At 41.1% G+C, this 12,391-nt stretch carries 18 protein-coding genes; 5 read left to right on the top strand and 13 right to left on the bottom strand.

The annotated features are described in order from the left end of the window. The first annotated feature begins 23 nt into the window (after positions 1 to 23). Complete coding sequence (locus VEA_RS23515; RefSeq protein ID WP_005394474.1) at positions 24 to 185, top strand: YoaH family protein; 162 nt, start codon at positions 24 to 26, stop codon at positions 183 to 185. Between the two features lie 926 nt (positions 186 to 1,111). Then, positions 1,112 to 1,501 carry a universal stress protein gene (locus tag VEA_RS15705; RefSeq protein ID WP_012842271.1) on the top strand — a complete coding sequence of 130 codons (390 nt, stop codon included), beginning with the start codon at positions 1,112 to 1,114 and terminating at the stop codon, positions 1,499 to 1,501. Positions 1,502 to 1,604: 103 nt separating this feature from the next. On the opposite strand, the gene VEA_RS15710 is transcribed toward VEA_RS15705, so the two are convergent. Continuing rightward, positions 1,605 to 1,817, bottom strand: a complete 213-nt coding sequence (locus VEA_RS15710; RefSeq protein ID WP_012842272.1) for a hypothetical protein — start codon at positions 1,815 to 1,817, stop codon at positions 1,605 to 1,607. Positions 1,818 to 2,123: 306 nt separating this feature from the next. Beyond that, positions 2,124 to 2,963 carry a LysR family transcriptional regulator gene (locus tag VEA_RS15715; RefSeq protein ID WP_012842273.1) on the bottom strand — a complete coding sequence of 280 codons (840 nt, stop codon included), beginning with the start codon at positions 2,961 to 2,963 and terminating at the stop codon, positions 2,124 to 2,126. 81 nt (positions 2,964 to 3,044) lie between these two features. On the opposite strand from VEA_RS15715, the gene VEA_RS15720 reads away from it, so the two are divergent. The 3 genes from VEA_RS15720 to VEA_RS15730 all read left to right on the top strand — a co-directional run bounded on the left by VEA_RS15720 (position 3,045) and on the right by VEA_RS15730 (position 4,564). Beyond that, the gene (locus VEA_RS15720) at positions 3,045 to 3,401 is read left to right on the top strand and encodes a hypothetical protein (RefSeq protein ID WP_041853066.1); all 357 of its coding nucleotides are present in this window, start codon (positions 3,045 to 3,047) and stop codon (positions 3,399 to 3,401) included. A gap of 536 nt (positions 3,402 to 3,937) precedes the next feature. Next, positions 3,938 to 4,111: a hypothetical protein gene (locus tag VEA_RS15725; RefSeq protein ID WP_012842274.1), complete on the top strand. Its 174-nt coding sequence runs from the start codon at positions 3,938 to 3,940 to the stop codon at positions 4,109 to 4,111. An 87-nt stretch (positions 4,112 to 4,198) separates the two neighbouring features. Next, entirely contained in the window at positions 4,199 to 4,564 is a 366-nt protein-coding gene (locus tag VEA_RS15730; protein WP_041853067.1) for a phage protein, read from the top strand. Positions 4,565 to 4,608: 44 nt separating this feature from the next. Here the strand turns inward: VEA_RS15730 and VEA_RS15735 are convergent, their stop codons facing one another. The 11 genes from VEA_RS15735 to VEA_RS15780 all read right to left on the bottom strand — a co-directional run bounded on the left by VEA_RS15735 (position 4,609) and on the right by VEA_RS15780 (position 12,389). Then, entirely contained in the window at positions 4,609 to 5,367 is a 759-nt protein-coding gene (locus VEA_RS15735) for a coiled-coil domain-containing protein (RefSeq protein WP_012842276.1), read from the bottom strand. Positions 5,368 to 5,491: 124 nt separating this feature from the next. Beyond that, complete coding sequence (locus VEA_RS15740) at positions 5,492 to 6,196, bottom strand: phospholipase D family protein (protein WP_012842277.1); 705 nt, start codon at positions 6,194 to 6,196, stop codon at positions 5,492 to 5,494. 205 nt (positions 6,197 to 6,401) lie between these two features. Then, positions 6,402 to 6,962 carry a GNAT family N-acetyltransferase gene (locus VEA_RS15745; protein ID WP_012842278.1) on the bottom strand — a complete coding sequence of 187 codons (561 nt, stop codon included), beginning with the start codon at positions 6,960 to 6,962 and terminating at the stop codon, positions 6,402 to 6,404. Beyond that, entirely contained in the window at positions 6,943 to 7,260 is a 318-nt protein-coding gene (locus tag VEA_RS15750) for a type II toxin-antitoxin system TacA family antitoxin (RefSeq protein WP_140076634.1), read from the bottom strand. Before VEA_RS15750 ends, VEA_RS15745 begins: the two co-directional genes overlap by 20 nt. A gap of 737 nt (positions 7,261 to 7,997) precedes the next feature. Continuing rightward, a complete protein-coding gene (locus tag VEA_RS24025; protein WP_005477649.1) occupies positions 7,998 to 8,141 on the bottom strand; it encodes a hypothetical protein in 144 nt (47 codons plus the stop codon). Further along, entirely contained in the window at positions 8,141 to 9,526 is a 1,386-nt protein-coding gene (locus VEA_RS15755; RefSeq protein ID WP_012842279.1) for a zonular occludens toxin domain-containing protein, read from the bottom strand. Before VEA_RS15755 ends, VEA_RS24025 begins: the two co-directional genes overlap by 1 nt. A gap of 4 nt (positions 9,527 to 9,530) precedes the next feature. Then, on the bottom strand, positions 9,531 to 9,875 hold the full coding sequence (locus VEA_RS15760; RefSeq protein ID WP_005477634.1) for a DUF2523 family protein: 345 nt from the start codon (positions 9,873 to 9,875) through the stop codon (positions 9,531 to 9,533). 1 nt (position 9,876) lies between these two features. After that, positions 9,877 to 11,373 (bottom strand): hypothetical protein, encoded by a 1,497-nt coding sequence (locus tag VEA_RS15765; RefSeq protein WP_081442441.1) that lies wholly within the window; start codon positions 11,371 to 11,373, stop codon positions 9,877 to 9,879. 171 nt (positions 11,374 to 11,544) lie between these two features. Beyond that, positions 11,545 to 11,790: a hypothetical protein gene (locus VEA_RS15770; RefSeq protein WP_005477614.1), complete on the bottom strand. Its 246-nt coding sequence runs from the start codon at positions 11,788 to 11,790 to the stop codon at positions 11,545 to 11,547. A 5-nt stretch (positions 11,791 to 11,795) separates the two neighbouring features. Continuing rightward, positions 11,796 to 12,026, bottom strand: coding sequence for a hypothetical protein (locus VEA_RS15775; protein WP_005477619.1), 231 nt, complete (start codon positions 12,024 to 12,026; stop codon positions 11,796 to 11,798). 3 nt (positions 12,027 to 12,029) lie between these two features. After that, a complete protein-coding gene (locus tag VEA_RS15780) occupies positions 12,030 to 12,389 on the bottom strand; it encodes a DUF1293 family protein (protein ID WP_005477647.1) in 360 nt (119 codons plus the stop codon). Between the last annotated feature and the right edge of the window lie 2 nt (positions 12,390 to 12,391).

The following is a 12,391-nucleotide window of genomic DNA, read 5'->3' on the forward strand; positions in this document are numbered from 1 at the left end:
TCCTCAAAATGAGGAGCTTTTTTATGTTTGACGATTTACCCCCTCTATCTCACCAAGAGCAACAACAAGCTGTAGAGAAAATTCAAGAATTGATGGCGAAGGGCACAAGTACAGCAGAAGCCATCAAAATTGTTGCCGAACAGATTCGATCTGAGTACGCAGAAAAACAACAGCAACAAAACTAATTAATTCATATCAGGGCTTTGGCCCTGTTTTTTTTGGTCTCATATAACCTTCAAATATCTTCACACCTTAACGTAGTTACGTCGTAACGTTATTTCTATACCTTTCAATTTATTCAACTTCCTCTATTCTGTACTAAGCAATTGGTAAAGTTTTACTTGTTTAAGTTAACCTTGATGCGTTCTGGCTTGAACGAACATGGGGTAAAATGCTATTTTTTAAATTAAAATTAATAAATTCAGTGGCTTGTGTTGGTTTTTTGTCTTGTGGTTATGTTTCGAATATCTTTTTGTGTAATTAAATTACAAGATGATGATTGGGTATGTTTTAAAGTAGAGGATTATGCTGTAAAGATAAAAAAGACACGTTGTAACAGAAAAATCAAATCTGAATATAGTTATATAGTTGACCTTATAGAGACAGTAAGTGCTCGCAGACGTATGTCGGTTTTAGGTTGAACATAGGAGTGTTGGACTCTGTTTTAACTCTAAATCTTGTCTTTAATTCAGTGTTGTCTATGAAATAACTCTTAATCTTGATCGATGGCTTACACGAAGAAATTACTTATTGCCAAGTGGTTTTACTAAACTAGGCGACGTTGTAATTAGGAATATAAAACAAGCTGCAATAGAAATTGACAGGGTTTAGAAGCGTAGTGACGGCGTAACGTGGGTTTGTTTGCGTTAGTTACATAGTTATGTACATCTTAAGGAGGGAGAACAAAATGGGCCACATATCAATAGCCGGTTCCTAAGTCACTAGTTGACTTCACGAGCCTTCAAGGCTATTAGAAAGCTGATCGCTCGGCTGTTTCCACATTCTTATATCAAACTCCAATATTTTCATGAAATATGAGTTTAGACATTGCATTCGCTCTTAGTGAACTAGACTTACTATAAGCACATGAAAACTAACTAGGAGAGAAAGAATGAGTTACAAGCACGTTTTAGTCGCTGTTGATTTATCTCAATCTAGCCAAGTCGTTATCGAAAAAGCAATAACTCAAGCAAAGAACTCGAACGCCAAACTTTCATTCGTTTATGTGGATGTTGATCGTGTGATCATGGAGCCGAAAGAAGAACAAAAGTTGCAAAAGGAGCTACAAGAACTCGCTGATAAATGCCTATATCCAGTACACGAGACGATGGCAGTTATCGGTGACCTTCATATCAAATTGTCGGGAATCGTAAAAAAAGAGGGAATAGACCTAGTTGTCTGCGGTCATCATCATAATTTATTGAGCCGTTTCTTTTCATCGGTACCAAGGGTAGCGAATGAGGTTGAAGCGGATTTATTGATTGTTTACTTGGATGAGTGACAGTAACGCAGGTTTGTGCCGCATCTTTTGTAATCCCGTTTTTCGCATATTAAAAAGCCGAACGTTTGTGTTCGGCTTTACGTATGATTGACGACAAAATTAACTAACCAGGAATGGCAGATGCCTCTTGGGATAAAATAGATGCAGACTCTGCGTTTGACTGTAAATCAAAATGCACGTTAACTTGCACACCTTCTCGCTCAAAAGTGACATCATCAAAATCGGTCATAGCAATTTTGAATCCATTTCTAGCAAAAAAGCCAGTCACCATAGTTCGCTGCTTAATTTCTAGTGCAGACGCGAGTAGCTTATCCATGGCATTCTCCTTGGTTATTGTGGGGATATGGGTAGAAGATACACACAGAATGGTATGAGATCAATTTGATATAAAGCTGCTTTCGATTAAATTTTTAATGTAAGTCAATCTATCGTTTAACCCACGTGATTTATTCCACGCAAAGCCTTGATAATGAAACGGTATAGCATCTCATGTTGTGATAACAAGCATAAAGTTGGGGATTTTCATAAATGCCTAACGAGGCTCTTTGAAACAATACGTTACAAATCTTCTCGCTAGACCTCATGAGTTATCAAAGGAAAATTATAAACCTGAAAAGCCATCCTACAGTGATTCATTTTTCAATATTTTTGATAACTCAGACCTAATAAAAGTAGATATTTCAGCTAGCTTTCTTGGTAAAGGGTTTTGATAAGGGTAGGCGATATACATGGAGCGTTCTATATCAAAATTTTGTGAAATTTGGATATTGTTGTCTATATGGTTACCTTTTACAAGGTAATTTGGAATGACGCCAACCCCAACCCCCTCAGAGACAAAGTTTATTAAAATAGAGGTGTTATCAACTTCGATAACGTCAGTGTACTGCTTTTTAATTGATTCCTTATTCGAGTGATTCTTGTAGATTAATAGCGTGTTGTTATTGGCATTGTTAACTGTAGATATTAAAACATCGTTATAATCACCGATTTTATGTGCAATCAGAGTGTCATCAATAATGTTATTAAGCCTAATCGCTAAATCTACATTGCTTTCTAATAAATTCTCAACATTGTTACTTGATGATATTTCAAAGTTAACTGCTGGATATCGCTCTTGTAAACCTTTAAGAACAGAGCCAAAAATAGAAGAGGCTATAGAGTTGGGCATTGTAATTTTAAACTTTCCATTAATGCATTCACTCAACGAGCTAGCTCTGTAATTCAACTCCTGCAAGCTCTCTAACGTTTTTATGGCAAGCTCTCTAATGCTTTCACCATGATCAGTTAAAACGAGTTTTCTTGTTGTCCTGTGAACGAGTGTTACACCAAGTTGTTTTTCTAATGCCGCTAGCTGCCTGCTGACTTGAGCTTTCGACTTTCCAAGTTCTTTTGATGCCTCTGTAAGAGAGAGGTGTTTACAAATGGCTGCAAAGCAGACCAGCTCATTGTTCATCAATTCCATGATTGTTACCTTTTTGCAACTCTGAGTCACGTTGTCTTTTAACGGGAGGGAAAGTATAACTTGCATCAACGGAGGGGGACAATGATATTTAAAAGCCGTCATGAAATAATGGCAGACTACTATCTTAATAAAACTATATTGGATATTAAGTTAAACAAATATCCTGAAGAAATTAACTCAATCTACTTAAATAACGAAAAGGAAAAATTAAAAATAAAAGTTATCTCTCGTGAAATTACTAAGTTGGATTCAGGTAATTTAACTGTCGATTGTGCATCAGTGATAATGACTCATTCAATATCGACAAAAGTAATAATAAAGATCGAACTTGAAAATAATTCTTTAAATTATAAAGTTAAAAATGTGAGAATATTTAAATATGAAGACTGCAATACAAAATTCGAAAAGATCTGTTTATCAGAAAGGTACATTGTATAGATTAATAAATAATATTAGTGCTTTGTATACAAAATCAGTAGTGAAATTATTTGGTGAAGAGTTGAGAATCCATCATTGCAAACATAAAATTAATGTAAGAACCACTAGCGAGTTGAGTGAACATATGAAGAAAGATCTAGGTATAGATTGAAAAGTAGATTTACATCTAATGGATGCCTTGTTCCTATAAAGCTAATGTAATACTTACACTTTTGGGATGAACAATATGTGGCCATAAGTGAGAACATTGAATTTTCTCGTCCTTTCGATAACTTAAAACATAAGTTATCGAAAGGATATAATGAGATTTGAAGACAAAGGCTTTAAGCAATCGTTAGGTTGCTTATCTGATATAACTTAAACACTAGCTCATGCCCAGCAGAGTTAGTATCAGAACTTCAAGAACGCCAGCAAAAGATCTTGTTAACTCAGAAAGTTGAAGAGAAATAATGGAATATCCGATCCAGTTGTTCGGTTACTTGAATGAGCAAGATGCAGAGCCAACGTGCATGGTGTCGAACGTAACCTAAGACACAGTGCAGGAACTTAATCAGCTACACGGTTTTAAAGTTGATGACTGGTTCTTATCAAGTGGCCGCTGCGGTGAAATCGAAGTTCATGGTCCATACAATACAGCCGATGAAGCCTGCAAGGCCGCAAAAGCCAAATACGGTGTAACTAAGCTGACATCGCCACTGCTAATCTCCTAACTCTAAAGTGCGCATTATGGGCGCTTATGTTGAATGCGATTGCATATGCGTGTCCTATAAAATGTCTCTCTTTTGAGGGACAATTCAATGAAGTATCACGAAATGACTAAAAACTATATTTTTCGTGAATTTGAATGTGGTTTAACCGTCGAAGAAGCTGCCAAACTTTGTTTGAAAACTGTGAGAACGGTCAAAGAATGGGACAAGGGGAAATCCATTCCTCCAGAGTGTAAACGCTTGATGAGGATGAATAAGGGTAGGGAATTGAGCTCTTGTGAAGATTGGGAAAACTTCGTAATGAGGCATGATAGATTAGAGCTTCCAACAGGACAGTTGGTCACTGCGCAACAAGTATTGATTGGGGTTGCTTTACTTGAGTTAGGTGCATCAAATGATATGAAGGTGGCTCATCAAATATTGAAGTACGCAAGAATACTAAAGAAAATAGTTTGACTAAAGGCTCCGGTTGGAGCCTTCATTGTACTACCGGATCGATGTTATTCCGCCGTTGTATGAGTATTCTCAATGTCTCTAATCAATCTTTTGAGCGTCTTTTCATCACAGGCAATTGCTGCATTTTCTAGTTCTTTCCATTTATTACTTGGTACTTTTCCAGCAAATCTTGAAAGACTATTTAATAAATCAGCTTGCTGACTATTTAACTTAGTAACGCCATAATCTGTGCTATTTATCTGATGAAGTCTGATTCTAGTTGTTAGCTCTTCGTTTCGTTCTGTTAACTCCTCAAGTCTATTGGTCTGGCTTCTGACTAACTCATTTAGAGTTTCTATACGCTCATTAAGGTTTTCTATTTCGTTATTCAAGCTCTGATTCAAATTTTTAATTTGGTCAATCTCTTCTTCGGATTCTTTTTGGATTCTAGTTGGCACATATTTCAATCTTGCTTCGTTTTCTGCAACTTCAAGGTCGAACGATGAGCGCTTTAGTTTTCGAGTAAGCCTTTGATTTTCTACACGGCCTTCCAAAGACTCAAATAATTGCTGGCGGTAAGCATTGATGGTTATTGGTATGTATACTACGAGCAAAGCAACGAAGAATGGATAGGTTAAATCGGTAATAGACAAATATTGCTGTTTAAGAACGACGATTTTAACTTCGACATCACCTTTAGCCCAAAACAGGTAATAAATCACATCCCAATTGTACATCATTAGAGATAAGCTATACGCTCCGAGAAAAGGTTGTCTAATCCGATCTTTTGTATGCTCTAAAATAGAACTTAAAACTTCTTTCATGTAATTTTTTCACTATCGTTATAGGTCACTATACGAAAATTGTTAATCATAATTGAACTTCTTCTCACTTTATAAGTGCATCAAGGTGTTGTAATCAAAAGGCTCCAGTTGGAGCCTTATTTTTCTACTCAACATCTAACGACTGTGGCCAGATAAAGTAAGGACCAAAACGTTTACTGTACTTGAACTCACCACCCAGAGACTTACCTTCTTCGGTTAAAGAATGTTTTCCATCATCGAAAGATAAGTAGCCTTTGCTTACACACATCTGAAGGAAGTCATCTGTTTTAATTTTGTGCTTCTTGGCTAGCTTGGATGAAGTCAACTTGGCTTGCTCTGGTTCTGACTCTTCATTTTTAGAAGGATCATTGACAGATGATTTAACTTTCTCTAGTGAAATACGAACCTCATCGCTAATACGAATAATACGTTGCGCTTCCTCATAAGAGTCTTTGTAGACATCGGGGTCTTCGTCACGATCAATGAAGATACCCATTTCGTTATTGTTTACTTGGCTAAACTCGTAGAGGTTTAAACTTGTAATGATACAAGCACTTTCATTCATGTAGCACTTTGCATGGAGGTTTTTGCAAAAACTCGTACGTACAAAGGAGAGACCTTTAAGCCAGTTAATCTCATCAGGTTGTAGTTCGCTTTTGCCATAGACGATTCTGATATCGATTTTTAATCGGTCTTTATCTTCTAAAAGCTCTCGAATTCGATCATTAAGCTTAAGAAAGGGGCTGATAAGGATCAGTCTTTCCGATGCGTTCTTGATAAGCTCTTCGAGATAGTAGTTTGTAGCACTTGTATTTAAAAACTTAGCCATTTCATATCCTTGACATATAAAACCTAGCGCACAAAGGCTACGACTAAGTAATGGTTAGATCAAGGGTCACAAATGTAAAACGCGAAGCAGGAGTCTCAAACATTGAGAGTTATTCTTTAGGTTCTTATGCAAAAAGATAAAGAAATAATTTTAAGTTTAACGACAAAAAGGCCTATCAAAAGGCCTTTTTGCAACAATTTTTAGGCTATTTGGGGATAGCGCTGAGATGTAAAAACATAGGTACAACCAAAGTGATAGGATCAGGTGTATCCAAAGCTGTAAACCCCAGTTGTCGATAAAAATCAACAGCATAGTGGTCTGCATCTAAGTACAGACCAGAGCATCCGGCAGAACTCGCAATTGCATGTGTTTTCTCAAAAACTAAGGCCATTAGATCGGAACCAATCCCATTTCCTTGATATTTGATATCAACACCAATCATCGTTAAGCGAACTGCCGGAACCATTGCCGTTTTACCAACAAAATCACTGACTGAGTTAAGTTTATCTCTAGTCAAAGAGTGTAATGTTAGTGTAAAAAAGCCCACAATTTGGTTTTCATTATTGAGTAGAACTACGACACCGTTTCCGGGAGCCTTAGCTTGAGCTTTTAAGCTTTTTTTGACGTATCGATTAATGATTTCATTACCACAGTCAAATTGTTTGTAGCCAGTGACTTCGACGTTACTATCTAGTACCACTGCCGTCAGGTCATGTAGATCACCTGTCGTATTATTATCCGTATTTCTATCGTCTGATTGCGCCATTTTTAATTCTCCTATTGGCTACAAGCTCTTTAGCTGCTGCTGTAGGTTCTTTAGGAGGATTACTTAACACTTCATTTAGATTGTTCCACGCAGACGGAGATAGTCGAGTGTGTGCATTAAAGCACATAATTTCTCGAGCCTTCTCTGCTGCGGCAGACAACACAAATGCTGTAAGGTTTACCCCCGTTAAAGCAGCAGCTTCTTCGAGCTGAGTTTTAACATATTGGTTAGTTTTTAAGTCCAATCTAGCTGAAACATTTACTGCTTCATTTTGGATATCATATGTGTCTGTTGACATAGTCGCTCCTTCATCGTCTCTATTATTTCTGTTCACCTCCTCAGTTACTTCTTTGACAAACATTCTCGAAATGCTAGCTCTTTAAGATTTTTCATACATGTTTCCTCATTACTAATTGTATAGTTGTATAGTTGATTGTTTATTAAAGTATTTTTAATTAATTTCGTGTTGCTTCGTTTATATTGTTTATTAAATTTTTTTATTTAAATGAGCATTTCGCATGTACGTACCATGTACGTACCATATGTATATTGATACTTTTTCGACCACATGTCAAGTTTACGTACATATTACGTACAAATTCACTTCAGATAATTTTGTAAATCATATCATCATGAGATGAAGACTGAGTACAAGTTGAGTCTCGGTGGAATTTACCCCCGTAATACAGATTCGGGGGTTTGACCTCCCGCCGCACGTCGCGCAATCGTCCTAGCCCGTCCTCACTTGCTCCGCGCGTCCGTCGGAGAGAACCCAGAAAAGAAGAATAAGCATTGCTCGACACTCGCAAAGCTTTGGCGTTGTGAGTATGCAGCGTTCCAGTAGGTTAACGCGCCTTTGGTGTGGATAGTCTCTGCGAGGCTGGTCTAGCAGGAAGGAGGGCGGCAGCATCCAAGTGGCTTTGGGCTGCTAACCGCGCCGATTAAGTAATGAGGCTAGGTTTTGCTAAGGTGGGCGGCTTGGTGCCTCGTCGTCGCTCCGCAACTCCTTATCCCTGCGGGGCTGGCACCGTGCCTTTAATTGAAGTAGTCGACCAGTTTGCCTAGGAGGTATCTCGCAAGGTCATAGGCGAGTACCACAATGACTGCGTTCACTATCGAGAGATGATCAAACAGCTCGATGATTTCAACCAGCTGTCCATGCGTTACGTATTCATTCATTAGGTTTCGTCTCCACTAAACAAACCGCCAACGGGTTTTAGTTCAATATCTTGCTCTTGCCGTTGTGCATATTGCTCATACGGCGAACACGTGACATAGAAGTTGGATGCACCGCGAGACAGCTGGACGAGGCAATCGTCCAGATATTCCATCTTGACGCCCAACTTGTTTAGGAATCCGTCATCGAGGTAAGTCACACCACGCGGTGTGACAACCTCAAAATGCACGTTGACGTGTATCGAGGTGGCTTTGTGCCAACGTTCCACCGCAGAGACATAGATACTCTCTGAGTTCGCCAGTGGGAACCAAGCCGGAACGGTACCTACGTCATGATAAGACTCATTCCCGCAACCAGAACCCGTACAGCCAGAACCACTAGAACCCATGACAGAACCAGGCGAACCACTTTGACCAGGACGTGCTTGACCTTGCGAAGTCGAAACGCCACTTTGCTGCGAAGTTTGATGAAGCTGCGTTCCTTCCGCAGTTGTCGTCTCAGAATCAGAAACCATACCAATAAGCGCATAAACTAAGTACCCAAATGAAAGCACGACCAGTGCCATAGCTGCTAAGAATTTCGGGTTAAGAAAGATGTTCTTCCCAAGTCCCGATTTGGTGATTTGCCCCGTGACAGTCGAGGCGTAGAGTAGGTGGACATCAAGCGGCACCTTGAGGTTATAAACCACATCATCTTTGCTTGGTTTGGTGACCGTTCGAGTTGGGTCATGCTCCAAGATGCGCGGTTTTCGGTTGGAAAAGAAGATCCCATCTTTCCCCTTATGTTGCTTGGCCAACTCCGCGACACCTTTTAACTCTTTCGGGATTTGAGCAAAGTCAGGCGTGAGCAACACAATGTCCCAGTTATAATGCCGGTGCTCCATAAAGGCGTTGTTAAAGTTCTCTGGATAGATGATGCGTCCTTGCTCATCAAAACGTGTGCGTTGGCAATCGTCTATCTCGCCATTGTCCAAACTGGATGTATCAATCGTTAGCCAACGAGAGTGAAACAGCTCAGAGAATCCTTCCGGTAAGTGAGGCTCAAAGTCAGTGAAAGGGCGCTTGTGTATGTTCGCCATTTTGAAACCTGCATTGACCGAGAAGATTTGCTGACACTCATCAATGAGGATGAACGCCCCAATGGGTGCCCAACAGAAGAAGTATTTCCAAAGCTCGAAGCCTTCAGGGTTGCGAGAGCTAATGCGAATGAGCCGAGCGGTATCAGGGAACTTCTCACCAAGGCGTTGTTCAATCACTTCAAGTGGCTGCATACCATGAATGTTCGTAATGCAAATTCGACCTTCACGCAGTGCAGGCAGTAAGTCAAACCACACGGCGCAAGCCGATTTGTAAGAGCCACCGTGACCGTATCGAAATGAAGTAGCCATTCAATCACCAGTTAAAGAAACGCATAACTAAAGACGTAGCGAACGCATCAAAGATGACACGTAGCCCAGAGGTGACGCCGTATTCGGTCAAGATATAACGGACGTCAGAAGGAAGCGCATTAAAGCGGTCTTCGACAAGCGTATAGACGCCATATTCTTCGAGCAGCAGCTGCGCAATCTTGAGTGCGATTTGTATCGAGGCAATCTTGATATCGAGCCATACTGAGATAAGCCACATCGCGCCGTATTCAAACGCGTTCTTTATCCATTCAATTGCCACATCAAAGAAGTCGAGAAAGGTTTGCCCAATGTTGGCAATAAACTCTAATGCTGAGTAGATGTATTCCATGTTATTTACTCCGATTACCAAACAGAACCCAAAGGGCGATTAAGGCACAAATGAACAGCACGACAGGGCGCACATAGCCCGATACCGCATCAAAACGCTGTAGTCCTGATTCAACGGTTGCGCCTTTGATGTTAAAAGACTTGTCGCTTAATGTGCCGTTGTTGAAGTTGGTGCCGATAGTGATTAAGCCTTTGATGTCGTCCACATAGCCTTGAATGGATTCGGCTTTTTCATCTATCGTGGTTTGCAGGTTGGCAAAGTCTTCTGCCGTGAAGATTTCGCCAGTGATAGCGGTGCCCGTAGGTGTGCCAAACTCTGAGCCAGTCAATAGACCCTCAATCGCATTTAAGCTGCTATCGAGTTCGCCCACTGAATCACCAAGCCCTTTTAAATCGTCACGAATGCCAATAGTGGCGTTGGTATTGTTGTTCACCGCCGTAGTGATATCGCCGTTGGCCTGTTGGATGAGTGCCTTGGTGTTGTTATAAATCTTGTTGTCATTGATTTGCTGCTCTTGAATGGCTTGGGTGTTATCGACCAAAGAGCCTTTCACACCAATGACCGCATTGGTGATGTCAGCGTGTGACTGGTTGATATCGACGTTAAGATCATGAATGCCTTTGTTCACATCCATGTTAAGCCCTTTAATGGCAGAAAGGACTGCCGTGTCTGTCGACTCATCCGTGTCAGGGTCTTCTACATCCGGTTTATCATCAACGACACCGGGATTGACCGTGTTGGTTGAATCGTCGGGTAGGACACTTGGGTCTTCAATCTCGCCTGTTGGGTCGTCAGGGTCATGGGTTGGGTCTTCCGGTTCATCGGGTGGAATGATGGGTTCATCTGGCCCATTCACGCCCCAGAAAAGTGTGCCACCTTCACACTGACGTCCAGTGTAAGCAAAGCGCAGAGAGCATTGAGAGTCGGGCGTGTACTGTCCATCAGGAACGCCAGTACAAATAATGGTGGATTCGTTTTTGGTCATTTCGCATCGAGTGGCACCGTAGTCACCGTAACACGCGCCCGTCACCAGTTCGCCGTAGACCGCAGGGTGCCAATGCAATTTCACCGTATCGCCAATGGACTGTTTGAACTGGCAAGCGTCCATACAGGTGCCATCGGGATTCTTCCCATAGTCACATTTAGGCTCGCAGGCTATCGTTGAGCTATTAAATCGCTCGCCAGATGGACATCTCGCTTTCTCATATATAACGTAGGTCTCGTAGTAGCCTTTATTGTTATAACAATTTGAAGCATATCGGTTGTAACCTAAATCAGTATCGTAAAGCACAACAGAACAATCACGCACACCACCGTAAAGGTTTTCACCGTAATTCTCATACAAGCATGCATGGACAGAAGAGGGATTATTCCAAGCTCTTTTCTCATAGCATCCCATCATTCCCGAGCTTGCATACATTTCTAAAGCACTAGAGTGACAGGCTAAAAATAAGAGAGAGAAAAAAATAAGGTAACGAAAAGTGAGACTAATATTCATCGCAACAAACCAATAAAAAAGGGAGCCGAAGCCCCCTTTATCTATTGATTAGTGAGTATTGATGCCACTCACAAAGCCGTGGAGGAATGCCCCCGCAAAGGCAACACCTAGAACGATAGCGAGAACATCTCCAAGTAAATTACCCGATAAAGGAGGCATAGAGGTGAGCCGTTAGCGACGTAAGAAGCCAACAACCATGGTCACACCAAAGCCCAGTGCAGCCATACCAATCAGACCCGCCACAACCAGTGATACGTTAGCTTGACCACCGGATACCGCAGAGTTGATTGCGCCCGTGATATCGACTTCAGCGAACGCCGGAGAGACAGACGCGGCCATAAGAGCAGCGCCAGCTGCGGTCTTTTTGTTTACTACTGCGTGTTTTACGTTAGTTACAACAAGTTCTAGTTTTTTCATAAGATTTACCTTTTACTCATAAGGCGAACAACACGACCCACCCAGTGACCAACGACCATGTTGATCAAGAGCACGCCACTGACATACAGGAACAAGTCACCGTTGAATAGGACTGGTTCCTTATATTCTTGGTAGTCCACCGCCGAAATCAGCACGTATTCTTGGCAATCCGCAACAGGCGTTTTTGTTGCTTTCAAATTGCCATACTGGTTAACGACGGTGACGCATACAGACATTTTTTAGCCTTGAACGGGTTTCATTGAAGCCTCGAAGTGCTTCTTAATTTCTTGGTCGACTGGAATAAGCTCAGTCACGATAGCGCCTGCCAATGGGTCTTCTGGGTTAATCTCCAAGCGCAATTGGTATTCACGGCGAGGAACGAGAGCACCAGTGCGCTCAAGAAGCAGGGCATATTCATGGTCAATCATCAAAGGTTGATCCCATTGGGGATTCACATCACCGGATTCACCGATAGTGCGGCGTTTGAATTTCTCCGAGTTGATTTCACGTAGAGGACGTGACACGTTCAGTTGAGCACTGTCACCACGTGCTGAGTTCCAAGTGATATCCATGCCAAGTACAAAAACGGATTTAGCCATTT

Source organism: Vibrio antiquarius (genome assembly GCF_000024825.1).
In the GTDB taxonomy this organism is placed as follows: Bacteria; Pseudomonadota; Gammaproteobacteria; order Enterobacterales; family Vibrionaceae; genus Vibrio; species Vibrio diabolicus.

Coding starts and splice junctions, on each gene's coding strand:
- VEA_RS23515 (WP_005394474.1), top strand. CDS start 24: ATGTTTGACGATTTACCCCCTCTATCTCACCAAGAGCAACAACAAGCT.
- VEA_RS15705 (WP_012842271.1), top strand. CDS start 1,112: ATGAGTTACAAGCACGTTTTAGTCGCTGTTGATTTATCTCAATCTAGC.
- VEA_RS15710 (WP_012842272.1), bottom strand. CDS start 1,817: ATGGATAAGCTACTCGCGTCTGCACTAGAAATTAAGCAGCGAACTATG.
- VEA_RS15715 (WP_012842273.1), bottom strand. CDS start 2,963: ATGGAATTGATGAACAATGAGCTGGTCTGCTTTGCAGCCATTTGTAAA.
- VEA_RS15720 (WP_041853066.1), top strand. CDS start 3,045: ATGATATTTAAAAGCCGTCATGAAATAATGGCAGACTACTATCTTAAT.
- VEA_RS15730 (WP_041853067.1), top strand. CDS start 4,199: ATGAAGTATCACGAAATGACTAAAAACTATATTTTTCGTGAATTTGAA.
- VEA_RS15735 (WP_012842276.1), bottom strand. CDS start 5,367: ATGAAAGAAGTTTTAAGTTCTATTTTAGAGCATACAAAAGATCGGATT.
- VEA_RS15740 (WP_012842277.1), bottom strand. CDS start 6,196: ATGGCTAAGTTTTTAAATACAAGTGCTACAAACTACTATCTCGAAGAG.
- VEA_RS15745 (WP_012842278.1), bottom strand. CDS start 6,962: ATGGCGCAATCAGACGATAGAAATACGGATAATAATACGACAGGTGAT.
- VEA_RS15750 (WP_140076634.1), bottom strand. CDS start 7,260: ATGTCAACAGACACATATGATATCCAAAATGAAGCAGTAAATGTTTCA.
- VEA_RS24025 (WP_005477649.1), bottom strand. CDS start 8,141: ATGAATGAATACGTAACGCATGGACAGCTGGTTGAAATCATCGAGCTG.
- VEA_RS15755 (WP_012842279.1), bottom strand. CDS start 9,526: ATGGCTACTTCATTTCGATACGGTCACGGTGGCTCTTACAAATCGGCT.
- VEA_RS15760 (WP_005477634.1), bottom strand. CDS start 9,875: ATGGAATACATCTACTCAGCATTAGAGTTTATTGCCAACATTGGGCAA.
- VEA_RS15765 (WP_081442441.1), bottom strand. CDS start 11,373: ATGAATATTAGTCTCACTTTTCGTTACCTTATTTTTTTCTCTCTCTTA.
- VEA_RS15770 (WP_005477614.1), bottom strand. CDS start 11,790: ATGAAAAAACTAGAACTTGTTGTAACTAACGTAAAACACGCAGTAGTA.
- VEA_RS15775 (WP_005477619.1), bottom strand. CDS start 12,026: ATGTCTGTATGCGTCACCGTCGTTAACCAGTATGGCAATTTGAAAGCA.
- VEA_RS15780 (WP_005477647.1), bottom strand. CDS start 12,389: ATGGCTAAATCCGTTTTTGTACTTGGCATGGATATCACTTGGAACTCA.